Raw genomic sequence first — 23,808 nt, 5'->3', positions numbered from 1 at the left:
ATCGATGTAGGAGCTGCCGAAGGCTGCGATCATCTGAGATTTCAAAGCTTCGCCGCCGCCAACTCGGGCGCTACCCAGTCACTGACCTTGAACGACTTGCGAATCAACTTCTGCTGCGAAGCCAAATCCACAGCATCCTGCAACTTGCCAAGGAACACCGGATCGAGCGTCGAAGGGAAAACCTCGCTCAGCTTCTGATCCTTCAAATCCTGAGAAAGAATCACCGGTGGATAACTCGCCAACCCCGACACCAACTGAATGTAGGCGTCCTTGTTGCTGTCCTGGGTCAGCCACTCAACGGCCTGCTGTTGGGCCTTGAGCAGTTTCGCCACCGCCTCCGGATGCGCATCGACAAACTTCCCGGTCCCTATCAGCACCGCCTGCACGCTGCCGGCACCGCCCAGATCCTTGGTATTGAGCGGCAACTCGGCCAGCCCCTTGGCCTGTAACGCCGTGAGCCCGGAACCGCCCCACGAGGCATCGATCTGCTTCGCCGCCAGCGCCGCGACCGCCGCGTTGAAGTCGAGGTTGATGACTTTCACGTCCTTCTCGCTCAACCCCTGGCTGGCCAGCGCCGCATCGAAGGACAACTGGCTGGCGGTGCCACGGAAGATGGCCACGCGTTTGCCCTTGAGGTCCTGCAGGGTCTTGATCCCCGAACCCGGTACCACGCCGAGGTAATGCTTCACCCCGCGCGCAGAGGCACTGAGCAGTCGCGTATCCAGACCATTGGACTTGCCGATGATGGCCGCCAGATCGCCGAGGTAGGCCAGGTCCACTTGACCGTTGGCGAATGCCTCGTTGATCACCGGGCCTGCGCCCTTGAAGAAGCTCCACTGAATCTTGATGCCTTGATCGGCGAAAGCCTTTTCGAAGATCTGTTGATCACGCAGCACATCCACGACACCGCCACCACTGTGCTGGGTACCGGCACTCAGGTCCGGCACGGCGATGCGGATTTCCTTGAGTTCGCTAGCGTTGGCCGTGATGGCCAGCAGACCCGCCAGGGCCGGTGCGGCGAACAGGCTGATGACACGTTTGAAGGGAAGGTTCATGGGTGCGGCTCCTTGGGGCAACGGGCGTTGAGGAGCCGAAAGTAGGCTGAAGTGGAACCAACACTTAAATACTATAAATTCACATTTTTAGACCATTTAGATCTATATCAACACTTCCGGGCCTCTTGCCCGGGTATGCAGGAACGGCATTGAAAATATTCGTTGAATGCATTGGATGCAGCTGAGCTGGAGGCCTTAAATGGCTTTTCTTATCTCTCAATAGCATTGATTTTAATTTTTATAGATCAATTTTGCATACGCCTTGAACCCTGTGGGAGCGAGCTTGCTCGCGATGGCGGTGTGTCATCCAGCACATAAGCCGCCTGACACGCCCTCATCGCGAGCAAGCTCGCTCCCACAAAAAGCAGGCTTGTATTGCAACCCGACAACGGAGGTCGCCCATGGCCCGTGTTTCTCTTCTCAGCCTACCCCTTGCCGCACCGCCGCTTAACGGCAAGTTGCTGTGGCCGCGGCTGGGCCAGCGGTTGCTGCCGTGGTTATTGCCAGTCGGTTTGTTTGCATTGTGGTGGCTCGCCAGCCGCCAGCACTGGATGAGCGAGCAGATCCTGCCGGCACCGAGCCTGGTCTGGAACAGCGCGCTGGAATTGTCCCAAGGCGAGTTGTGGAGTCATTTGTGGATCAGCCTGCAACGCTTGTTCTGGGGGCTGCTGGCCGGTATCAGCGCTGGTGCTGTTTTGGGTGCGGCACTGGGTTTCAGTCGTCGACTGGAGCGCCTGGTGTTTCCGACCTTCGCCGGGTTGGCGCAAGTTCCGACCTTGGCCTGGATTCCATTGTTCATGGTGTTTTTCGGCATTGGCGAAGTGCTGAAACTGGTGGTGCTGATCAAGGCCATCGTGGTGCCAGTGACCTTGCATACACTGGTCGGTGTGCGCGATGCACAACCAAAGCTGCGCGAGGCCGCCGCCGTGTTGCGCTTGCCCAGGCATCTGTTGATCCGACGCCTGGTGCTGCCTGCCGCACTGCCGGCATTCATGGCCGGTGTACGCCTCGCGCTGGCTGCCGGTTGGACCTCGCTGCTGGCTGTCGAACTGCTCGCGTCCAGCGAAGGCATCGGTTACCTGATGGTCTGGGCGCGACAGCTGTTCATGCTCGACATCGTCTTCGTGTGCATCGTGGTGATCGGCCTGATCGGCGTGGCGATGGATCGCGGCATCGGTCTGCTGGACAGGAAACTGGTGCACTGGCCGCACCCGGCCACCGCCGAAATCCGTCGCGGGCCGCATTATCAAGGCTGGCAACGTCTGCAACCGTGGCTGCTGCCATTGGTGCTTCTGGCGTTGTGGCAACTGACCTCGGATCAGCAGTGGGTTGACGCGAGCATTCTGGTCAGCCCGCTGGCCGTCCTGCAGACAACCCGGGATGGTTTGTTCGACGGCACTTTGATTGGCAGCATGGCCCTGAGCCTGGGCCGAACCCTTGGCGGGTTACTGCTCGGTGGCGGGCTCGGGTTTGCCTTGGGATTACTGCTCGGGCTGTCGCACACCAGTGAACGCGTGCTCGGCCCAACCCTCGCCGCCCTCCGCCAGATCGCCATATTCGCCTGGGTGCCACTGCTCACCGCGTGGTTCGGTCTGGGGGAATTGGCCAAGTGGGTGTTCGTTGCCCTCGCCGCCTTTTTCCCGCTGTTTATCGCCACCCAACGCAGCGTCGCGCACCTGTCGCCGCAACTGAACGAAGCCGCGCAGGTGTTACGCCTGGATCTGCGCCAGCGCCTCGGTCGACTGGTGCTACCGGGCGCGGCGCCGGGAATTTTCGCCGGGCTCAGGCTGAGCCTGATCTACGCCTGGCTCGGCACCATCGGCGCCGAATATTTCATGCCGTCCAACGGCGGCATCGGCAGCCAGATGATCGGCGCCCAACAACTGCTGCGCATGGACCTGATCATGGCCGGCATGCTGCTGGTGGGCCTGACCGGTGCCCTGCTCAACCTCATTGGCCAACGCCTGGAAATCCGCGCCACTCGCTGGAGACACGCATGAACRCATCAATTGTCAGCTTCAATCACGTGGGCAAAACCTTCGATGTCGACGGCTTCGAACTGGAGGCCATTCGAGAATTCAACCTGGAGATTGCCGAGGGCGAGTTCGTCGCCATCGTCGGTTCCAGCGGTTGCGGCAAATCCACTTTGCTACGGCTGCTGGTGGGCCTCGACACACAATTTCGCGGGCAGATCCGTGTGGACGGCAAAGCCGTCACCGGCATCGGCGGCGAGCGCGGCATCGTCTTTCAGGAACACCGCTTGTTCCCGTGGCTGAGCGTGGCCGACAACATCGGCCTGGGCCTGGTCAACGAGCCATTGAGCGCTGTGCAAAAGCAAAAGCGCATCAGCGATTTCATCGAATTGGTGGGCTTGAGCGACTTCGCTCGCGCCTATCCGCACCAGCTCTCCGGCGGCATGGCGCAGCGCGTGGCCATTGCTCGCGGCCTGGTGGCCAGCCCACGGATTCTGCTGCTGGATGAGCCCTTCGGCGCCCTCGATGCGCTGACCCGCCAACAGATGCAGGACGAACTGCTGGCGATCCGCGCGCGGGCAAAAATCACCACGGTGCTGGTCACCCACGACGTCGAGGAAGCGATCTTCCTCGCCGACCGCGTGGTGGTGATGGAGCCGCGTCCGGGGCGGATCAAGCAAGTGGTCGACGTTGCCCTGCCCCATCCGCGCCAGCGTAGCAGTTTCGACTTCCACCAGCTGCGCGAAGAACTGCTGCACGAACTCACCAGCGACGATCACTACCAGCCCCCCGTGCCGGTGCAGGTCCGCGATCTGCCGCTGTCCTTCATAGCCTACTGAAAAAGGAAATGCTTGATGCCGCAACGTCCCAACTTTCTAGTGATCCTGGCCGATGACCTGGGCTTTTCCGACCTCGGCGCCTTCGGTGGCGAAATCAACACGCCGAACCTCGATGCATTGGCCAACAATGGCCTGCGCCTGACCGATTTTCACACCGCACCAACCTGCTCGCCGACCCGTTCGATGCTGCTCACCGGCACCGATCACCACATCGCCGGCATCGGCACCATGGCCGAAGCGTTGACCCCGGATCTGATCGGTAAACCCGGTTACGAAGGGCACTTGAACGACCGCGTGGTCGCCCTGCCCGAACTGCTGCGCGAGGCCGGCTACCAGACCTTGATGAGCGGCAAATGGCACTTGGGCCTGACCGCAGAACTGGCGCCCCATGCCCGGGGTTTCGAGCGTTCGTTTTCGCTGTTGCCCGGCGCGGCCAACCACTACGGGTTCGAGCCGACCTACGATGAAACGACGCCACGGCTGCTGAAATCCACGCCGGCGCTGTACATCGAAGACGACACCTTCATTGATGAACTGCCCAAGGATTTCTACTCCTCCGACGCCTTTGGCGACAAGCTGCTGCAATACCTCAAGGAGCGCGACCAGACCCGGCCGTTCTTCGCCTATCTGCCGTTTTCCGCACCACACTGGCCATTGCAGGCACCGGCCGAGGTGGTGGAGAAATACCATGGGCGCTATGACGCCGGCCCTGAAGTACTGCGCCTCGAGCGCCTGGAAAAACTCAAAAAACTGGGGCTGATCGAGGCCGATGTCGAGCCGCATCCGTTGATCCAGCTGACTGCACAATGGGATGCCCTGAGCGACGAGCAACGACAGATCTCCGCGCGGGCCATGGAGGTTTATGCGGCGATGGTCGAGCGCATGGACTGGAACATCGGGCGTGTCGTTGACTATCTGCGCCAGCAAGGGCAACTGGACAATACGTTCATCCTGTTCATGTCCGATAACGGCGCCGAAGGGGCATTGCTGGAGGCCTTCCCGAAATTCGGCCCGCAGTTGCTGACCTATCTCAACCAGCATTACGACAACAGCCTGGACAACATCGGCCGCGCCAACTCCTACGTCTGGTACGGGCCGAACTGGGCGCAAGTGGCGACCGCGCCATCGCGGCTGTTCAAGGCCTTCACCACCGAAGGCGGGATTCGCGTGCCGGCGCTGGTGCATTACCCGCAACTGCCGCTCAAGGGACAGATCAGCCACGGTTTCGGCACGGTGATGGACATCACGCCGACCATTCTCGACCTCGCCGGTGTGCGCCATCCGGGCAAGCAGTGGCATGGCAAACCCGTGGCGGAAGTTCGCGGCAAGTCGTGGCTGGGGTTTCTGTCGGGCGAGACGGCGCAAGTGCATGACGAGCAGACTGTCACCGGGTGGGAACTGTTCGGTCGGCGAGCGATTCGACAGGGGCAATGGAAGGCGGTGTACATTCCGGGACCGGTGGGGCCGGCGACCTGGCAACTGTATGACCTGGGCAATGATCCGGGGGAGATTCATGACCTGGCGTCGAGCCAACCGCACAAGCTTGGTGCCTTGATCGAGCACTGGCAGCGGTATGTGGATGAGACCGGGGTGATCCTGAGTGAGTCGCCGTTTCAGCCGGATTGATGTTGCCTGAACTACCGCCTTCGCTGGCAAGCCAGCTCCTACAGGTTATGCGCGGCCTTTGTAGGAGCTGGCTTGCCAGCGAAGAGGCCATCAGGCACGCGCACCCTCCACAGCCTGCCCCTGAACTTCTTCCTTGCGCTCAAACCGGTTAGCCCGCGCAAACGTTCCGAAATCATTGAACCGCACACCCATCTCGCGCATCACCTTGTGCCCCACCGGCACGGTCAACTGGCGGATGTAAAACGGCTCCTTCACCACAAAGTGATGGATCCCGTGGCTGCTGCCGAAGTTGAAGCAGAACGCCTGCAACGGCCACAACCACCACGCGTTCAGTACTTGCGTTTGCTGCATCACGTTGCCCGGCTCCACGTCTCCGTAGTAATGCATGTTCGAGCTGATGAAGTGCAGGCAGAACGTGCGCAACACGTTCGGGCCGATGATCACGACTGCCGCGATGTCGATCACCTGCATCACCGACAACGTAGTCGCGGACCACTCGATCGGTGCGCCCATCAGATGCGCAACGCCGTTCGCTGCGTGGAAGCCGAGAAACACGTACCACGCCCCCCAATGCATCAGCGCCAGCGGTGCGTAGACCTTCAGCGTGCGGTAAATGATGCTGAACTTCATGGCCAAGGTCTTGGCCCGCAGCATGCGGATTAACGACGACATGATGTTGTCGCCAATCATCAGAAACCGTGCGAACCCCCATGGCTCGCCATTGGTGATGGCGCGTTCTTCCATGTCGGCTTCGGAGCCGGAGACCTTGTGGTGGTTGAGGTGCAGGTGGCGGCGAATCCATGGGTTGATGGTGCTCGGCCGCGCCAGCCACACCAAGCCCATCATCAGGTTGTGCGGCACTTTCTGCTTGCGGAAGTACATGCTGTGGATCAGGTCGTGTTCCAGCTCATGGGTCAACGAGGCGAAAAACGCATTGAGCAACACGCACGCCCACCAGGCCATGTGGCCGGTCATGTAGAGCGCGGCCGAACCGACCATGCCGGCCAGGGCGAAGGCCAGAATGCCCGCGCCCATGGCGTCCTGATGCTTGAAAAACGGATAGCGCTCGCGCAACTCGACGCCTTTGGCCAGTACCACTTCACGGATATGCGCTGATCGCTGTGATGTATTCAGTCGCTGGGGGCTTGCAGAAGTGCCACTCATGCTTCCATCCTCTGGTTATTGATGGTTGCATCCTGCCTTGCGGAACCTCGCAATGCGGTAGCCGAGAACGCCAACCTGTTGACCGGAAGCGCCAATCAGCATGACTGAACCGACCTCCCTCGCCAGCTGGACCCGCGCCCTGCGCAAGCAACTCGATGCCCTGGGCATCGACAGCACCGCCCTGTGCCAGCAAGCGGGGCTCGACCCGCAACTGATGGACGACCCGAACGCGCGCTACCCGCTGTCGGGCACCACGCACCTGTGGAGTCTGGCGGTGCAGGCCAGCGGTGACCCGGCGATTGGTTTGCGGGTTTCGCGTTTCGTCAGCCCGACCACCTTCCATGCGCTGGGTTATGCGCTGGTCGCCAGCGGCAGCCTGCGGGAAGTGTTCGAGCGCATCGTGCGCTATCACCAGGTGGTCAGCGATGCCCTGGAACTGGAACTGACCCGCACCGAAGATCACTACTGTTTCCGCCTGAAAATCCCTGCCGGCAACCCGGCCCCGGCCTTCGAGGCCATCGATGCGTTCATGGCGATTTACGTGCGCACCTGCCGCAATCGCCTAGGCCGCGACTATGCACCGCTGGCGACCTACCTGCGCCGTCCGGAGCCGGCAGACGCGCATCAATGGCATAAAGTCTTTCGCTCGCCCGTGCACTTCGGCGCCGACGAGGATCGACTGGAATTCGCCCTCGTCGACTTCGACAGCCACCTGGATGACGCCAACCCGGAACTGGCCGAACACAATGAAACGGTGCTCAAGCGCACCCTGGCACAACTCCAGCCGCTGACGTGGGAACGCAAGGTCCGCGATGCAATTGAAGAACAACTGCCCGAAGGCGAACCCAGCGCCGAACACATCGCCAAGGCCCTGCACCTGAGCCTGCGCAGCCTGCAACGGCACCTGGCCGATGAAGGCTGCCGGTTCGATACGCTGCTCAACGAAAGCCGTGAGAACCTGGCGTTGCTGCACCTGCGCGATCCGCAATGCTCGTTGAGCGAAATCAGTTATCTGCTCGGGTTTGCCGACACCAGCAGCTTCAGTCGTGCGTTCAAGCGCTGGACCGGGATGACACCGGGGCAGTTTCGGGATGGGTTGCGCTGATCTAGCCTTTGACCAGACTGCGTACCATACCCTCGTTCCACTGCTCCAGCATTGCCTCTCCAATCTCGGCAAAGGCACTGTTTGCCTTTATGTGTTGGCCCATCTCGCCCATCGCCATTTCCATCCCATGGATGACTTGTTGCAGCAATTCGTTGCAGCGCCCCTCGGTCAAATTGCAGGCGGAGCGACCAAATCGCATCAGCATTTTGTACTTGGGCCACGCCTTCGATCCGCCCAATAACAACGCCATGCTATCGGTCTTGATGTAGATCGAAGTGGTGATGATGTCGTAGGCAGGTGCCAGGCTGATTGGCGCATCGACACCACAATCTTCGTRGAGAACGCCAAAATTCTTGAGGTGCGCGTCGCCATTTTTCAGACCCGATGAAAGCGCGACGATTTTGAAAAACGACTCAAGTGCCTGATTGAGCAAAGGAGGAGAAACAAAGGCCTTGATCTGCTTGGCCGCACCTTCGTATGAACCATCGTATTTGGCTTTTGAAGGCCACGCATTGAGCACGCAGAAGTCCTCGAACCCCAAGTAACCTTTTTCATTCAGGTCGAAGCGTTCAACGATCAGAAATTTACCGTGTTCACTGAGCTGAAACTTCGGTACCTCAAGTCCCGAATGTAACGCCGCCCGCATGCAGAAGTATTCATTGGCAGCGAGTTCCGGGTATTGCTCTGGACGAAAGGCTTTGACCAGATGCGTCGCCCCCCGATGGGACAGCCGATCAATGGATGACGCGCTGTCACGCACCAGTACCTTCGGCTGTACACCGGAAACGCCCGAATACTGGCCATAGGTCTGCAAGAGGTCCTCGAACAAACCTTGCGCACCATCATGTACAAGAAGGTCCGCCAGGCTGGTTTCAGGTGGCCGGTCGCCCGGATCCTGCGCCTTTGAAATGCCGACTCTTCCGAGCTGGTGCGGGCCGACGATGGCCAGCATCGAAAAATCGTCAAACCCTCGAACGGCCTTGCTGAAGCGTCGTGTCAATTCATCGCGCAGGGCTCCCTCAGGCAGATTCATTTCAAAAACCGGTGGGACACCTGGTTCCCACGCGTAACTCTCCAGACGCACCGGCATGGTCAACGAGACGGCGTTTTGTTCGGGCGCGTTTTCGGCGTAGGCAAACACGGTGTCGATGGGAGGCTGGCCACGACCGAGGATTCCGACCGCACTGTTGGAAACGCTGATAGCCAGTCGATCCTTTTCCTGCGGCTCATCCATGGAAATCCACCTTTTTCAGGGTGTCCAGCGTCGGCCGCTTCGATTGTCGCGGCACGGCGGTCAGCTCATAACCGAAGCCGTTGAGTATCGCCTCGACCTTGCGCAGACCAATTTCGGAAATGGTGTTGTTTTCGATGCCGGAGATTGTTGCACGGCTCATTCCGTACTTCTGTGCCACGTCTTGCTGAGAGAGTTTTCTCTCCTTGCGCAAGGTTCGGATCAGTTCGCCAAGGTTTTCCATATCATCACCATGCATTACATACAGTGCATATATTGTCAAATTAACAACTATGCATTGTATTTAGTGCAGATTTTGATCGAAGTCCAGCTACATTTGCTGACGCCCTAATCAGGCATCAAACCATCGCCAACACCCGCAACCGCGCGGCATCGATAATTTCGATTTCGCCGTAACTCAGCCCGATGATTCCCTGCCCCTGCAAATCCTTGAGGATCTGGTTGGTGGTCTGGCGCGACAGCGACAGCATCGATGCCAACTGCTCCTGGGGCAGTTGCAGGACGCGACGCGGGGGGGCGGTCTCGCCATAACCTTCGGCGATCATCAACAAGCGGTGCGCCAGCCGTGCCGGGGCCGGCAACAGGCTCAACTGTTCGAGGTTGATGAAGGTCATGCGCAATTTCTGGCTCATCAGCAACGCCAGTTGCCGCCAGTGCTGCGGATGCTCGTCGAGCAGTGCCAGCAACGTATTTTGGGGAATATTCAGCAGTGTGCACTGGCCGACGCCGTAGGCATCGTGGGTGCGTGGCTGGCCATCGAACAGGCAGATTTCGCCGAACCAGTGCGGCGGCTCCACCAGGCTCAACAAGGCTTCCTTGCCCTGCTCGCTCACGGCACCGACGCGCACCGCGCCTTCAAGTACCGCGTACAGGCCACAGGGCGGATCACCGCGCTTGAACAGCCGCTGGCCCGGCGACAGGCGCCGCAACCTGGCCGCCGACAGCAGACTATCCTGTAGGGAATCAGGCAAATGGCTGAACCACTGACCGCTCATCAGGCGTGGACGCCAGACCTGCATATCCATGAAAACTCCTAGAGATTGTCGCCTGGCTGACAGAGCGGGAAATGAACCCGGGGCATGATCAATCACCCCACAGGAGAACAACAATGAAAAGCCTCGTCGACCACCTCAGTCAATACGCTGCCTACCATCGTGACCCGCGCAACATCGCATCGCACTTTATCGGTATCCCGCTGATCGTGGTGGCCGTTGCGGTGTTGCTGTCGCGGCCGCAGTGGTCGCTGGGCGGCGTGTGGCTGTCACCGGCGGTGCTTGTCTCGCTGGCATCGGCGTGGTTTTACCTGCGCCTGGAGTTGCGCCTGGGCGTGTTGATGACCGTGTTGCTCGGGCTGAGTGTCTGGGCCGGTCATGCGCTGGCGCAGCAAAGCACATTCGTCTGGCTCGCCAGCGGCATCGGCATGTTTGTGGTGGGCTGGGCGATTCAGTTTGTCGGGCATCACTACGAAGGACGCAAACCGGCCTTTGTCGATGATGTGATGGGGCTGATTGTCGGGCCGTTGTTTGTGGTGGCGGAGCTGGCGTTCATGCTGGGGATGCGGCATGAGCTCAAAGAGCAGATCGAGGCGCGGGCGGGTGGGGTGCGTCTGCGTCAGAAAAACGCTGCGGCGTAAGACGCCATCGCGAGCAAGCTCGCTCCCACAGTGAATCAGGGTTGAACACAATATTTTTGTGCCAACCCAAAACCCTGTGGGAGCGAGCTTGCTCGCGATGCTTTTGCTTTAAATGTTGGCAACCTTCTGCCAGACCTTCGGCTTGAAGAACAGCGTCTCGCCCTTCGCCAGACCGATCAGGCTGTCGTGATCCTTCACCACTTCGGCTTCGATCAGATCGCTCTGCCCTTCGACCTTCAGGGTCACCCGGGTCGTCGCCCCCAGTGGCCGAATGTCCCGCACTTCAGCCGCGTGATGGTCTTCCAGTTCATGGCGCGACAGCGACACCTCGTGCGGACGGAACAGCACGTGTTTATCCTCGCCCAGATGCAGACGGTTCGAATCACCGAGGAAGTGATAAACGAAATCGCTGGCCGGGTTTTCGTAGACGTCGCCCGGTGAGCCGATCTGCTCGATCACTCCCTTGTTCATCACCACGATGCGGTCGGCGACTTCCATCGCTTCTTCCTGGTCATGGGTCACGAACACCGAGGTCAGGTTGATATCTTCGTGCAGACGCGCCAACCAGCGGCGCAGTTCTTTACGGACCTTGGCATCGAGGGCGCCGAAGGGTTCGTCGAGCAGCAGCACTTTCGGCTCCACCGCCAGCGCTCGGGCCAACGCAATGCGCTGGCGCTGACCGCCGGAGAGTTGTTCCGGGTAGCGATCCGACAACCAGTCCAGTTGCACCATGTTCAGCAGTTCGTGAACCTTGGTTGCGATCTGGCTTTCGTTCGGGCGCTGGTTTTTCGGTTTCATGCGCAGGCCGAACGCGACGTTGTCGAACACCGTCATGTGGCGGAACAGGGCGTAGTGCTGGAACACGAAACCGACGTTGCGATCCCGTACGTCGTGGCCGGAGACGTCCTCACCGTGGAACACGATGTTGCCCTGGTCCGGGGTTTCCAGGCCGGCGATGATCCGCAGCAGCGTGGTCTTGCCGCAGCCCGASGGRCCGAGCAGTGCGACGAGTTCGCCGCTCTGGATGTCCAGGCTGATGTTGTCCAGCGCCTTGAAGGCATGGAAGTTCTTGCTGACGTTACGCACTTCGATCGACATGAATTATTCCTCCGCGGCGCTGGCGCGCAGGCGGTTGATACGGTTTTCGCTCCACTGCTTGAGCAGCAGGATGAAGAGCGCCAGGATCAGCAACAGGCTCGCCACGGCGAACGCGGCCACGTGGTTGTATTCGTTGTAGAGGATCTCGACGTGCAACGGCAGGGTGTTGGTCACCCCGCGAATGTGCCCGGAAACCACCGACACCGCACCGAACTCCCCCATGGCCCGCGCGGTACACAACACCACGCCGTAGATCAGGCCCCATTTGATGTTGGGCACGGTGACATGCCAGAACATCTGCCAGCCGTTGGCCCCGAGCAGGCGCGCAGCTTCCTCTTCCTGGGTGCCTTGTTCCTGCATCAGCGGGATCAGCTCACGGGCCACGAACGGCACGGTGACGAAAATCGTCGCCAGCACGATGCCCGGCAGGGCGAAAACGATCTGGATGTCGTGATCCTGCAACCAAGGCCCGAACAAGCCTTGGGCGCCGAACATCAGCACGTACACCAGACCGGCAATCACCGGCGATACCGAGAACGGCAGGTCGATCAGCGTCACCAGCATGCTCTTGCCGCGGAACGAGTATTTGCTCACGCACCAGGCGGCGCTGACGCCGAACACCAGGTTCAGCGGCACCGAAATCAGCACGGCGATGACCGTGAGTTTCAGTGCCGACAGCGCGTCCGGTTCAAAGATCGCTGTGAAAAACGCCCCGAGGCCGAGCTTCAGCCCTTGGGACACCACGATGAACAGCGGCAGCAGCAGGAACAGCGCAAAAATCAGCCAGCCAAGGCCAATCAGGATTCGCCGCGAATTCGCACTGCCACGGCGGGCAGCGTTCGAGGAAGCGGCAGCAATAGACGATTGGGACATGGGTGCGCCTCCTTATGGGGTTTCGATGCGCCGCTGCAACAAGTTGATCAGCAGCAACAGGACGAAGGAAACCACCAGCATCAGTACACCAATGGAGGTAGCGCCGGTGTAATCGTATTGGTCGAGCTTGACCATGATCAGCAGCGGCAGAATCTCGGTTTTCATCGGCATGTTGCCGGCGATGAATATCACCGAACCATACTCGCCGACCCCGCGGGCAAAGGCCAGAGCGAAACCGGTGAGCCATGCAGGCAGCAGTGCCGGCAGCAGGATATGGCGGAAAACCTGCAAGGGTTTTGCACCCAGGCACGCTGCCGCTTCTTCCACTTCACGAGGAATATCCGCCAATACTGGCTGTACGGTACGTACCACGAATGGAAGTGTCACGAAAGTGAGGGCAAGGGTGATGCCCAGGGGGGTGTAGGCGATCTTGAAACCCAGATCCGCTGCAAACTGACCCACCAGGCCGGTAGGCGTGTACAACGCCGTCAGCGCAATACCGGCGACCGCCGTGGGCAACGCGAACGGCAAGTCGATCATTGCATCGATCACTTTTCGTCCAGGGAAGGTATAGCGCACTAATACCCAGGCCAGCAGCGTGCCGATGATGCCGTTGATGATCGCGGCACACAGGGCGGTGCCGAAGCTGAGCTTCAGCGCCGCCAGCACCCGTGGTGCCGAGATGATTGCCCAGAACTGATCCCAGGTGAGTTGAGCGGCATGCACGAACATCGCCGCCAGTGGTATGAGCACAATCAGGCTGAGGTACACCAAGGTGTAGCCCAGCGTCAGCCCGAAGCCGGGTATGACGGGGGAGATACGACGCGACATAAAAGTCCTTGGTTGAGAACGCACTGAGCCCCGGAGGTGAATCCGGGGCTCGTTGATGGCTATTTAATATTACTGTGCCTGATAGATCTGGTCGAACACGCCCCCGTCATTGAAGAATTTCGGCTGTGCGGCTTTCCAGCCGCCGAAGTCCTTGTCGATGCTCACCAGTTCCAGTTTCGGGAACTGCTGGGCGTACTTCGCGGCCACGTCCTTGTCACGTGGACGATAGAAGTTCTTCGCCGCGATTTCCTGGCCGGCCGGGCTGTACAGGTGCTTGAGGTAGGCCTCGGCGATCTGCTCGTTGCCCTTTTTCTCGGCATTTTTGTCGACCACCGCCACCGGTGGCTCGGCGAGGATCGACAGCGAAGGCACGACGATGTCGAACTTGTCGGCGCCGCCCTCTTCTTTCAGGGCCAGGAAAGCTTCGTTTTCCCAGGCCAGCAATACGTCGCCCTGACCGTTGTTGACGAAGGTAATGGTCGAACCGCGAGCGCCGGTGTCCAGCACTGGCACGTGCTTGAACAGGGTCTGTACGTATTCCTTGGCCTTGGCTTCGTCGCCGCCATTGGCTTTGAGGCCATAGGCCCAGGCCGCGAGGAAGTTCCAGCGTGCACCGCCGGAGGTTTTCGGGTTCGGCGTGATCACCGAGACGTCATTCTTGACCAGGTCGCCCCAGTCCTTGATGCCTTTGGGGTTGCCCTTGCGCACCAGGAACACGATGGTCGAGGTGTACGGCGTGCTGGCGTCCGGCAGGCGTTTTTGCCAGTCGGCTGGCAGGGTTTTGCCGAGTTTGGCGATTTCGTCGATGTCACCGGCCAGGGCCAGGGTCACGACGTCGGCACGCAGGCCATCGATCACCGCCCGACCTTGCTTGCCCGAACCGCCGTGGGATTGCTGGACCTTCACGGTGTCGCCGGCGTGGTCCTTCTGCCAGAACTTGATGAACTCAGCGTTGTAGTCCTGGTACAGCTCGCGGGTCGGGTCGTACGACACGTTGAGCAACTCGTAGTCCTTGGCAACGGCGGAACCGGCAAAAAGGGCGCTGGCCAGGGCGGCCAAAGCGAAATGACGAATCGACGACATGGTGAAAGCTCCTGGAATTCTTGGTGTGTTGGCTTTTCTTATGGGATATCGGAAATCGCGGTACCTGATTCGCCTCAGCCCGACTTGTTGCCCGGCTGCTGCAAACGGAATTTTTCTTTGCGTTCGATCTGCACCACCTGGGCGTTGTGCACAGTGATTTCCACGGCGCCAAAGCGCAGGTCGCGCAGGGCACTCTGGATTTCACGCAGGATGGTGGCTTCGTCTTGACCGTCGACGCTACGCAGGGATGCGCTCATATTGCTGCTCCTTCAACTGAGAGGTTGCCTCGCAGTGTCGGCACTGCTTGCGGCGTGAGAGCAATACTAGAGAGACACAGATATTCTTAAAAAGACTATTTAAGAATGTTTATATAACCAGAAGAGATTAACTGAAGGGACAAGGGCTTGAGGTGAATAGCCCACTTTCAGGGACACAGAAAAACCTGTGGGAGCGAGCTTGCTCGCGATAGCGGAATRTCAGTCGACAKWWMTGKCGACTGACACTCCCTCATCGCGAGCAAGCTCGCTCCCACAGGGATTTTGTAAATCAGGCGATGACCGGGACATGAGCCCAATCCAGCTGCACCGCCGGCACCGGCCGCCCAAACCAATAGCCCTGACCCAGATCACATCCCTGTTCGAGCAGGAAAGCAGCCTGTTCGACCTGCTCGATCCCCTCGGCATGCACCTGCATGCCCATGCTTTGCGCCAGGGCAATGATCACCCTTGAAATCGCCGCATCGTCCTCATCCCACGGCAAACCGGCAACGAAACCCTGGTCGATTTTCAATTTTTGCACCGGCAGACGCTTGAGCCGCAGCAACGATGAATAACCGGTACCAAAGTCGTCGATGGCCAGGCGCACACCCAACTCGCGCAGACGATGCATTTGCTCCAGCGCGACTTCCGGGTCCTCCATCACCGCGCTTTCGGTTACTTCCAGCTCCAGAAACGCCGGCTCCAGCCCGGTTTCGCGCAAGACCTGCGCCACCTGCTGATACAGCTCACGACGGGCGAACAGGCGCGAAGAAACGTTGACCGCAACGAACGACAGCACCACTCCACTCTGCTGCCACTGGCACATCTGCCGGCACGCCTGCGCCATGACCCAGGCATCGATTTCAGCAATCAGACCGGTTCGTTCGGCGACCGGAATGAATTCCGCCGGCGACACCAGGCCCCGCTGCGGGTGCTGCCAACGCACCAGCGCCTCGACGCCAATCAGGCGACGGGGCTTGAGGTCGTGAACCGGCTGGTAATAAACCCGCAGCTCTTGCCGATCCAGGGCGCGGCGCAATTCGAAGGCAATCTCGAACCGTTGCTGGGCGTGGGCCGTCAGCTCTTCGGTGTAYAGGGCATAATCATTGCGCCCCGCACTCTTGGCCTTGAACAGTGCAGAGTCGGCATTGCGCAGCAGTTGCTCGACGCTCAAGGCATCGCTGGGGAACAGGCCGATGCCGATGCTGGTGTTGGCGCGGTCGGTGAACAACAGGCGGTTCGGCAGGCCGGTCAGCGGATCGTGGTGCGCCAGGTGCATGCGGTCGGCATCGCGCTCACGCAATTTGTCGCCGCCCCCCAAGCACCGCAGCAGCCGCGCCCGGGCAATGAAGATCAACCCCGCGCTGAACAGCACCCAGACATAACCGTTGATCAGTTGCCATCGCAGTCGCTCGGCAGAGCTATCGAAGAAACTGTTTAATAAATAGCCACTGATCTGCAGCCAAACCGCAGAAAGCAACAGATAGAGCAGCGCTGCGCGCAAGGCATTGCGATAGGTGGCAGACATCCGGCGGCCCATGTCCCTACAAAAAGGTTGGAATGATGGTTTAAAGACACATCCAGCCACTCTTATCTGAAAGGGCGACTGGTTTTCTGTGCGGGCTTAGTGATAATGCAACGGCTGTTTTTTTCTTTATCGAGGGCCCTACAGCCTATGTGGTACGAAGGTTTTCTTGGCTTGTCCGCCTGGTCGCTGGTGGCAGTCACCCTGCTGATGACCCATGTCACAATCATCGCCGTAACGGTCTATCTGCATCGTTACTCGGCCCATCGCTCCCTGGAGCTGAATGGGGGCCTCAAGCATTTCTTCCGTTTCTGGCTGTGGCTGACCACGGCGCAGAACACCCGCGAGTGGACCGCCATCCACCGCAAGCATCACGCCAAATGCGAAACCGTCGATGATCCGCACAGCCCGGTCGTCAAGGGTTTGTCCACGGTGCTACGCAAAGGCGCCGAGTTGTACCGCGCCGAAGCGGAAAACCCCGAGACGCTGCGCATCTACGGCAAGAACTGCCCCGAAGACTGGATCGAGCGCAACCTCTACAGCCGCTACCCACTGCTGGGCATCGCGATCATGGGCGTTATCGACCTGCTGCTGTTCGGCACCATCGGCATCACCATCTGGGCCATCCAGATGATGTGGATCCCGGTGTGGGCCGCCGGCGTGGTCAATGGCCTGGGCCATGCCATCGGCTACCGCAACTTCGAATGCCGCGATGCGGCGACCAACCTGGTGCCTTGGGGCATCCTGATTGGCGGCGAAGAACTGCATAACAACCATCACACCTACCCTAACTCGGCAAAACTGTCGGTGAAGAAGTGGGAATTCGACCTGGGCTGGGCGTGGATTCAAGTCTTCAGCTTCCTGCGCCTGGCCAAGGTTCAACGGGTTGCGCCGATTGCCCATCGCGTCGAAGGCAAGGGCAACCTGGACATGGACACCGCCATGGCGATCCTCAACAACCGCTTCCAGATCATGGCCCAGTACCGCAAGTTGGTGATCGGCCCGCTGGTCAAGCAAGAGCTGGAAAAGGTCGATCACTCGGTACGTCACCAGTTCCACCGGGCCAAACGCCTGCTTTCGCGGGAGACCAGCCTGCTGGATGACAAACACCATGTACGCATCCAGAACATGCTCGAACACAGTCAGGCGCTGAAGGTAATTTACGAGAAACGCCTGGCCCTGCAGCAGATCTGGATCAAGACCAGCTCAAATGGTCACGACATGCTGGCGGCCATCAAGGACTGGGTACACGAAGCTGAAGCCAGCGGGATTCAGTCTCTGCGCGACTTCGCCGATCAGTTGAAAACCTACTCCCTGCGTCCTGCCGCTGTCTGATTGCAGCGCGCAGCCGCAAAACCTGTGGGAGCGAGCCTGCTCGCTCCCACATTGGTTTATCGCCTGACTGAAAAAATCGCGTCGCCAGTACCGCCCGGCGGGAGCCAGCTCACTCGCCACAAAAGGCGGGAACTTCATCTGAAAAGCCCTATCTCAAAGACACTTCGCCATCCCCGGCGGGCTTGATGTTGGCCGCGATCGCACGCGGCATGCCCTTTGAGATTTGTGTCGATGGACGAAAAAAACCTGCAAGACTCATCTCCGTCCCATTGGCCCGAGGCCGCGCAGACCCTGATGGCGCTCATGCACGCCCAAGGCGAAGTCGCACGCCTGAGCGAACGCGAACAGCTGTTCAACACCCTGCTGATGAGCGTCAACGCGGTGCTGTGGGCATTCGATTGGGAAACCCGCCGGGTGCTTTACGTCAGCCCGGCCTATGAGCGGATCTTTGGCCGTTCGGCCGATCTACTGCTGGCCGACTGCGATCAATGGCGCGACAGCATCTATCCCGACGACCTGGACTATGCCGAACGCAGCCTGGCCGAAGTGCTGGACAAAGGCGCCGTCGAAGACCGCGAGTATCGAATCATCGCCGCCGACGGACAGGTGCGCTGGCTCAGCGACAAATGCTACATCAACCGCCAGGCCGAGCCGGGGCAACCGGTGATCATCGTCGGCATTGCCGAAGACATCACCGACAAGAAGCGGATGGAAAGCGAGCTGCACCGCCTGGCCACCACCGACGCCCTGACCCAGAGCAGCAATCGCCGGCATTTCTTCGAATGCGCCCACCGCGAGTTCGCACACGCCCGGCAACGGGGCGAGCCGCTGTCGTTCCTGATGCTGGACATCGATGACTTCAAAATAATCAACGACACCTACGGTCACCAGGAAGGCGACAACGTGTTGCAACGCATCGCCGATAGCGGCCGCGCAGCGTTGCGCCGTGGCGACCTGTTCGGGCGCATTGGCGGTGAGGAATTCGCAGCGGTATTTCCCGGCTGTACGCCGCAGATGGCCCTGCAAGTGGCTGAACGCTTGCAACAGCAGATTCAGCGATTGCGTTTCACCCATGAAGGCCAGACGTTCGGCATCACCGTCAGCCAGGGCCTGACCAGCCTGACCGCCGCGGACGAAAACGTGGAAAACCTGTTTTCCCGCGCGGATGCCGCGATGTACCAGGCCAAGCGCGAGGGCAAGAACCGGATTGTCACTGCCTGACAGGATCACCCAGGAACCCTGTGGGAGCGAGCTTGCTCGCGATGGCGGACTATCAGTCGACATTGATGTTGAATGTCAGCCCCTCATCGCGAGCAAGCTCGCTCCCACAGGGGGTGGTGTACTTACTTCCTGCGCAAACGCATCAACTCCGGCAAGCCAATCTTGAGCAACCGCGCCGTCCGGCTCTTCGCCAGTTCCTCGATGCCCTCATGCTCAGTCAGGCGCGCCATCTGCGCCGCCATGTTCATCACCAGCGCTTCGCGGGAATAAACCCCGCCACCGAGCTGGTAGGCCGCCGCAATCAGCTCCCGCAACTCCAGTGGCAGGCGCCAGCGCGTGCGCAGGGCCGAACCATAGGCCGCGCCAAATTCAACCAGCGCTTCGCCCACTTCCTCCAGCTCGTCCAGTTCACCACCGGCCTGCTTCCATTCCTGCAAACAGCGCAGCAACGCCAGATCGCCGAGACGGTGCAACATGCCGGCGCAATAGCAGCGCTCCTGATCCAGATCGAGCAAGCGCGCCAGGGTTCGCGCGTATTCGGCGGTATGCAGGGACAGATCCCAGTATCGCTCAGCATAGTCGGCCAGTTGCGGATCGCTGAGCCGGGCACTGCGCTTGAGCGCCAGCCCRAGAATCAGGTTCATGCTCTGCCCGGTGCCCAGGCGATGCAGCGCCTGGGACAGGGTTTGCACAGCGGCGCCGTGGTGCTGGGCCGCGCTGCTGGCAGCGGCGATCAACACGGCCGTGACCTGCGGATCGGTGCGGACTTCGTCTTCCAGCACCGTCAGGTCGAGGCCATTGGGATTGAGGCTGCGTTTGACCGCCACTTGCACGTCGGTCATCAGCGGCGCGCCGTCGGCCAATTCCCGGCGACGCTCCAGAAACACCGACAGCGTCATGCCCGGTGCCAGCGACGGCACTTCGCACGAGACTTCTTCGCCAGCATTCAGCAGCAACCCCTGCAACCGATGGGTCAGGCTTTCCATATTCAGGGGTTTGGTCAAGTAAGCGGCCGGTGCCAGCGGCAAGACCTCGCGCACGCTGGCACTGTCGTTGCGGCTGCTCATCAGAATGAACGGCAGCGGCGGATTGCGTTTGCGCTGTCGTATATTGCGCAGGACATTCAGGCCATCGACACCGGGCAACTCCCAGTCGGCGATCACCAGGTCATAGGGGTTGGCAGCCAATAGCTCCAGCGCTTGCTGGCCATCGGCGCACAAATCCAGCCGCGCATCGCAGCGTACGTTCAACAACACTTCCTTGAGCAAATCCCGGGACCAGGGGTCGGCCTCGGCGATCAGGACTCTTGGAACGGCGGGTAAAATGACGGTTGTCATACAGCTCTCCCTGGCGATGCAGGAACCTTAGCCAATGCTGGCCATTCGATACAGCGCTAATGGGTTTCCAGGGACATGAAAAAACCCGCCGAAGCGGTTTTTTTGTGGATCAGGTCACACTGGGTGATCAGAGCTCGGAGAAGCACTCTTCGATGATCGCCAGGCCTTTGTCCAGTTGCTCGTCCGGCGAAGTCAGCGGTACCAGGACGCGCAGAACGTTGCCGTAGGTACCGCAGGACAGCAGGATCAGACCCTTGTCGCGAGCCTTGGCCACAACCGATGCCACGGCTGCAGCGTTCGGCTTGTGGCTGTCGCCGTTTTCGAACAGCTCGACAGCGATCATCGCTCCCAGGGCACGGACTTCGCCGATCACCGGGTACTTGGCCTGGATGGCCTTCAGGCCGGTTACCAGACGCTCGCCAACAGCCTTGCAACGATCCAGCAGGTGCTCTTCTTCGAACACTTCCATTACGGCCAGGGCCGCGGCGCAAGCGATCGGGCTACCGGCGTAGGTGCCGCCCAGGCCGCCTGGAGCGATGGCGTCCATGTATTCGGCCTTGCCGCACACACCGGCCAGCGGGAAGCCGCCAGCGATGGATTTGGCGAAGGTGGTCAGGTCGGCAGCAACGCCCATCTGTTCCATGGCGAAGAAAGTACCGGTACGGCCAGCGCCAGTCTGTACTTCGTCAGCGATCAGCAGGATGCCGTGCTGGTCGCACAGGGCACGCAAACGCTTCATGAACTCTTTAGGCGCGACGTAGAAACCGCCTTCGCCCTGAACCGGCTCGATGATGATCGCGGCGATGTCTTTCGGCTCGGCGTCGTTCTTGAAGATGCGTTCGATGGAAGCGATCGAATCGTCGATGCTCACACCGTGCAGTTCGTTCGGGTACAGCGCGCGGAAGATGCCGCCTGGCATCAGGCCCATGCCGGCCGAGTAAGGCACGACTTTACCGGTCAGGCCCAGGGTCATCATGGTGCGACCGTGGTAAGCGCCGGTGAACGCGATCACGCCGGCACGGCCAGTAGCGGCACGGGCGATCTTGATCGAGTTTTCCACGGCTTCGGAGCCGGTGGTCACCAGCAGGGTTTTCTTGTCGAAATCACCTGGGACCTTGGCGTTGATTTTTTCGCACACTTCCACGTACGGCTCGTAGGCCAGAACCTGGAAGCAAGTGTGGGTCAGCTTGTTCAGTTGCTCGGTCACGGCAGCGATGATTTTCGGGTGCACGTGGCCGGTGTTCAGCACAGCAATACCGCCGGCGAAATCGATGAACTCACGACCTTCAACGTCGGTTACGGTCGCGTTCTTCGCGGAATCGGCGAAGATCGGGTGAATCTGGCCAACACCACGTGGAACAGCAGCGGTACGGCGGGCCATCAAAGAAGCGTTAGTCTTGCTCATACATTCCTCATTCACCGCTCATCGGGCGGCGTGGTTCAAGGATAAAGCGACGGGGAGCAACGGCGGCAGCATGCGATGATCGACTGCCACAGCGTTCCCGGCCACCGAGAAAATTCCGGTTTTACGCACGCAAAGGGACAGCGCTCTCGTGCCCTTTGCGTTTCAAGCAATGCCTTCCCGGCTTATACCTTCGAGCTTAGATGCCCAGGCAGAGGTATTTGATTTCCAGGTAATCTTCGATGCCGTACTTGGAGCCTTCACGGCCCAGGCCCGAGGCCTTGATGCCGCCGAACGGTGCGACTTCGTTGGAGATCAACCCGGTGTTGACGCCGACCATGCCGTATTCCAGGGCTTCAGCCACACGGAACACGCGACCCAGGTCACGAGCATAGAAGTACGAGGCCAGACCGAACTCGGTGTCGTTGGACATCGCGATCACATCGGCTTCGTCTTTGAAGCGGAACAGTGGAGCCAATGGACCGAAGGTTTCTTCCTTGGCCACGGCAGCGTTATTCGGCACGTTGGTCAGAATGGTCGGCTCGAAGAAGTTACCTTCCATCGACTTGCCGCCGGACAGCACGGTGGCRCCTTTGGCAACGGCGTCGGCAATGTGCTCTTGCACCTTGGCCACGGCTTTTTCGTCGATCAGCGGGCCAGTGGTGGTGCCTGCTTCCAGACCGTTACCGATCTTGAGCTTGGCCACAGCCACTTTCAGCTTCTCGGCGAACGCGTCGTAGACCGAATCCTGAATGTACAGGCGGTTGGCGCAGACGCAGGTCTGACCGTTGTTGCGATACTTGGAAATGATCGCGCCTTCGACGGCCTTATCCAGGTCCGCGTCGTCGAACACGATGAACGGAGCGTTGCCGCCCAGTTCCAGGGACACTTTCTTGATGTCCTTGGCGCATTCCGACATCAGTTGACGACCGATTTCGGTCGAACCGGTGAAGGACAGCTTGCGCACGATCGGGTTGCTGGTCAGCTCGCTGCCGATGTCGCCGGCGCTGCCGGAAACAACGCTGAACACGCCAGCCGGGATCCCGGCACGCTGGGCCAGTTCGGCCAGGGCGAAAGCGGAAAACGGAGTTTGCGAAGCAGGCTTGAGCACCATGGTGCAACCGGCGGCCAGGGCCGGGCCGGCTTTACGGGTGATCATTGCAGCCGGGAAGTTCCACGGGGTGATGGCAGCGGTCACGCCGATTGGCTGCTTGATCACGATCAGGCGCTTGTCTGGCTGGTGGCCCGGAATCACGTCACCGTAGATGCGCTTGGCCTCTTCGGCGAACCACTCGATGAAGGAAGCGGCGTAAACGATTTCGCCCTTGGCTTCGGCCAATGGCTTGCCTTGCTCCAGGGTCATCAGGCGAGCCAGGTCGTCCTGGTTCTCGATGATCAGCTCAAACCAGCGACGCAGCTTGTTTGCACGTTCCTTGGCGGTCAGTGCACGCCAGGCCGGCAGCGCTTTGTCAGCAGCTTCGATCGCACGGCGGGTTTCGGCAGCACCCATTTTCGGCACGGTGCCCAGAATTTCGCCCGTTGCCGGGTTGTTGACCTTGATCGTCTGACCATTGTCCGCATCAACCCACGCGCCATCGATGAAGGCTTGCTGGCGGAACAACTGGGTGTCTTTAAGCTGCATGTCGGCTTTCCTTAACAGCACCGCGCACGCGCGGAGCAAATTATGATTGTTGAAAGGCGCCTCGATAGGCTGCCGTCAGGGAAATCATTCACCGGGCTGAAGCACATAAATAGCGCACTGATTGAACTCGTGCGGTTCAGCACCCAGATAAGAGCGTTTGAAATCTCAAACGAATCCTAGGATCAAAGGGGGTAAAGGACAATAGCCTGTTCGAAAAAAAGAACGAAAACGACGCTTTTGCCTATTTTTTCTGATCAACGTAGCAAACGTCCGTTACGCTTGTAATAAACGCAGGCGAATCAGCAGCAWGGACGCCCGCAATGCATATGAGTATCATGGCGCCCGCATTGCACCAGTAGCTCAGCTGGATAGAGTACTGCCCTCCGAAGGCAGGGGTCGTGGGTTCGAATCCCGCCTGGTGCACCATACGCTGTAACGAGAAAGCCTCAGGTCTTATGGGTCTGGGGCTTTTTTGTGGGTGTTTGAAGGCTTGGCACCTAATGATCAATGCTGTTTTTTTCAAACAGCCGGCCAATGTCTCTCGCGCTATGCAGCAC

At 59.8% G+C, this 23,808-nt stretch carries 21 protein-coding genes and 1 tRNA gene; 8 read left to right on the top strand and 14 right to left on the bottom strand.

The window, feature by feature from the left end; all coding sequences use genetic code 11:
• Positions 1-41 precede the first annotated feature (41 nt).
• Positions 42-1,055 (bottom strand): ABC transporter substrate-binding protein, encoded by a 1,014-nt coding sequence (locus AC1DVH_RS14015; RefSeq protein WP_477754299.1) that lies wholly within the window; start codon positions 1,053-1,055, stop codon positions 42-44.
• A gap of 401 nt (positions 1,056-1,456) precedes the next feature.
• Between AC1DVH_RS14015 and AC1DVH_RS14010 the strand changes: the two genes are divergently transcribed.
• Genes AC1DVH_RS14010 through AC1DVH_RS14000 form a run of 3 tightly spaced genes read left to right on the top strand, consistent with a single transcriptional unit; the run spans position 1,457 to position 5,493 of the window.
• Positions 1,457-3,055 carry an ABC transporter permease gene (locus AC1DVH_RS14010; protein WP_477754298.1) on the top strand — a complete coding sequence of 533 codons (1,599 nt, stop codon included), beginning with the start codon at positions 1,457-1,459 and terminating at the stop codon, positions 3,053-3,055.
• Positions 3,052-3,867, top strand: coding sequence for an ABC transporter ATP-binding protein (locus AC1DVH_RS14005; RefSeq protein WP_477754297.1), 816 nt, complete (start codon positions 3,052-3,054; stop codon positions 3,865-3,867). The genes AC1DVH_RS14010 and AC1DVH_RS14005 overlap by 4 nt, the downstream gene beginning before the upstream one ends.
• A 15-nt stretch (positions 3,868-3,882) precedes the next feature.
• The gene (locus AC1DVH_RS14000) at positions 3,883-5,493 is read left to right on the top strand and encodes an arylsulfatase (protein WP_477754296.1); all 1,611 of its coding nucleotides are present in this window, start codon (positions 3,883-3,885) and stop codon (positions 5,491-5,493) included.
• A 90-nt stretch (positions 5,494-5,583) separates the two neighbouring features.
• Here the strand turns inward: AC1DVH_RS14000 and AC1DVH_RS13995 are convergent, their stop codons facing one another.
• Entirely contained in the window at positions 5,584-6,657 is a 1,074-nt protein-coding gene (locus tag AC1DVH_RS13995) for a fatty acid desaturase (RefSeq protein WP_477754295.1), read from the bottom strand.
• A 100-nt stretch (positions 6,658-6,757) separates the two neighbouring features.
• Between AC1DVH_RS13995 and AC1DVH_RS13990 the strand changes: the two genes are divergently transcribed.
• Positions 6,758-7,762, top strand: coding sequence for an AraC family transcriptional regulator (locus AC1DVH_RS13990; RefSeq protein WP_477754294.1), 1,005 nt, complete (start codon positions 6,758-6,760; stop codon positions 7,760-7,762).
• A 1-nt stretch (position 7,763) separates the two neighbouring features.
• Here AC1DVH_RS13990 and AC1DVH_RS13985 read toward each other — a convergent pair whose 3' ends face one another.
• From AC1DVH_RS13985 to AC1DVH_RS13975, 3 genes are all read right to left on the bottom strand, one after another.
• A complete protein-coding gene (locus AC1DVH_RS13985; protein ID WP_477754293.1) occupies positions 7,764-8,996 on the bottom strand; it encodes a type II toxin-antitoxin system HipA family toxin in 1,233 nt (410 codons plus the stop codon).
• Positions 8,989-9,237, bottom strand: a complete 249-nt coding sequence (locus tag AC1DVH_RS13980; protein WP_477754292.1) for a helix-turn-helix domain-containing protein — start codon at positions 9,235-9,237, stop codon at positions 8,989-8,991. Before AC1DVH_RS13980 ends, AC1DVH_RS13985 begins: the two co-directional genes overlap by 8 nt.
• Before the next feature lie 115 nt (positions 9,238-9,352).
• Positions 9,353-10,039, bottom strand: coding sequence for a Crp/Fnr family transcriptional regulator (locus AC1DVH_RS13975; RefSeq protein WP_477754291.1), 687 nt, complete (start codon positions 10,037-10,039; stop codon positions 9,353-9,355).
• 83 nt (positions 10,040-10,122) lie between these two features.
• On the opposite strand from AC1DVH_RS13975, the gene AC1DVH_RS13970 reads away from it, so the two are divergent.
• Positions 10,123-10,647: an Mpo1 family 2-hydroxy fatty acid dioxygenase gene (locus tag AC1DVH_RS13970; protein ID WP_477754290.1), complete on the top strand. Its 525-nt coding sequence runs from the start codon at positions 10,123-10,125 to the stop codon at positions 10,645-10,647.
• 108 nt (positions 10,648-10,755) lie between these two features.
• On the opposite strand, the gene AC1DVH_RS13965 is transcribed toward AC1DVH_RS13970, so the two are convergent.
• The 6 genes from AC1DVH_RS13965 to AC1DVH_RS13940 form a co-directional block, all read right to left on the bottom strand.
• Positions 10,756-11,745: a sulfate/molybdate ABC transporter ATP-binding protein gene (locus AC1DVH_RS13965; protein WP_477754289.1), complete on the bottom strand. Its 990-nt coding sequence runs from the start codon at positions 11,743-11,745 to the stop codon at positions 10,756-10,758.
• A gap of 3 nt (positions 11,746-11,748) precedes the next feature.
• Positions 11,749-12,618, bottom strand: coding sequence for a sulfate ABC transporter permease subunit CysW (cysW, locus tag AC1DVH_RS13960; protein ID WP_429397638.1), 870 nt, complete (start codon positions 12,616-12,618; stop codon positions 11,749-11,751).
• A 12-nt stretch (positions 12,619-12,630) separates the two neighbouring features.
• Positions 12,631-13,449 (bottom strand): sulfate ABC transporter permease subunit CysT, encoded by an 819-nt coding sequence (gene cysT, locus AC1DVH_RS13955; protein ID WP_007972956.1) that lies wholly within the window; start codon positions 13,447-13,449, stop codon positions 12,631-12,633.
• A 69-nt stretch (positions 13,450-13,518) separates the two neighbouring features.
• On the bottom strand, positions 13,519-14,532 hold the full coding sequence (locus AC1DVH_RS13950; protein ID WP_223463259.1) for a sulfate ABC transporter substrate-binding protein: 1,014 nt from the start codon (positions 14,530-14,532) through the stop codon (positions 13,519-13,521).
• A 74-nt stretch (positions 14,533-14,606) separates the two neighbouring features.
• Positions 14,607-14,789 (bottom strand): sulfur starvation response protein OscA, encoded by a 183-nt coding sequence (gene oscA / locus AC1DVH_RS13945; protein WP_056726967.1) that lies wholly within the window; start codon positions 14,787-14,789, stop codon positions 14,607-14,609.
• A gap of 289 nt (positions 14,790-15,078) precedes the next feature.
• Complete coding sequence (locus tag AC1DVH_RS13940; RefSeq protein WP_477754288.1) at positions 15,079-16,317, bottom strand: putative bifunctional diguanylate cyclase/phosphodiesterase; 1,239 nt, start codon at positions 16,315-16,317, stop codon at positions 15,079-15,081.
• 147 nt (positions 16,318-16,464) lie between these two features.
• On the opposite strand from AC1DVH_RS13940, the gene desA reads away from it, so the two are divergent.
• On the top strand, positions 16,465-17,649 hold the full coding sequence (gene desA, locus AC1DVH_RS13935; RefSeq protein ID WP_477754287.1) for a delta-9 fatty acid desaturase DesA: 1,185 nt from the start codon (positions 16,465-16,467) through the stop codon (positions 17,647-17,649).
• Between the two features lie 231 nt (positions 17,650-17,880).
• On the top strand, positions 17,881-18,870 hold the full coding sequence (locus AC1DVH_RS13930) for a GGDEF domain-containing protein (RefSeq protein ID WP_477754286.1): 990 nt from the start codon (positions 17,881-17,883) through the stop codon (positions 18,868-18,870).
• 122 nt (positions 18,871-18,992) lie between these two features.
• Here the strand turns inward: AC1DVH_RS13930 and AC1DVH_RS13925 are convergent, their stop codons facing one another.
• The 3 genes from AC1DVH_RS13925 to gabD all read right to left on the bottom strand — a co-directional run bounded on the left by AC1DVH_RS13925 (position 18,993) and on the right by gabD (position 23,251).
• On the bottom strand, positions 18,993-20,207 hold the full coding sequence (locus AC1DVH_RS13925; protein WP_477754285.1) for an HDOD domain-containing protein: 1,215 nt from the start codon (positions 20,205-20,207) through the stop codon (positions 18,993-18,995).
• A 127-nt stretch (positions 20,208-20,334) separates the two neighbouring features.
• Positions 20,335-21,612, bottom strand: coding sequence for a 4-aminobutyrate--2-oxoglutarate transaminase (gene gabT, locus AC1DVH_RS13920; RefSeq protein ID WP_223444247.1), 1,278 nt, complete (start codon positions 21,610-21,612; stop codon positions 20,335-20,337).
• Positions 21,613-21,808: 196 nt separating this feature from the next.
• Positions 21,809-23,251 (bottom strand): NADP-dependent succinate-semialdehyde dehydrogenase, encoded by a 1,443-nt coding sequence (gabD, locus tag AC1DVH_RS13915; RefSeq protein ID WP_442097738.1) that lies wholly within the window; start codon positions 23,249-23,251, stop codon positions 21,809-21,811.
• Between the two features lie 349 nt (positions 23,252-23,600).
• On the opposite strand from gabD, the gene AC1DVH_RS13910 reads away from it, so the two are divergent.
• Positions 23,601-23,677 (top strand) — tRNA-Arg (locus tag AC1DVH_RS13910).
• Positions 23,678-23,808: the final 131 nt, after the last annotated feature.

The sequence above is a fragment of the Pseudomonas sp. P4_C3 genome, from assembly GCF_056402075.1.
Note: the sequence above shows the minus strand (reverse complement) of the source record. Positions and strands in the feature narration are given on the sequence as shown.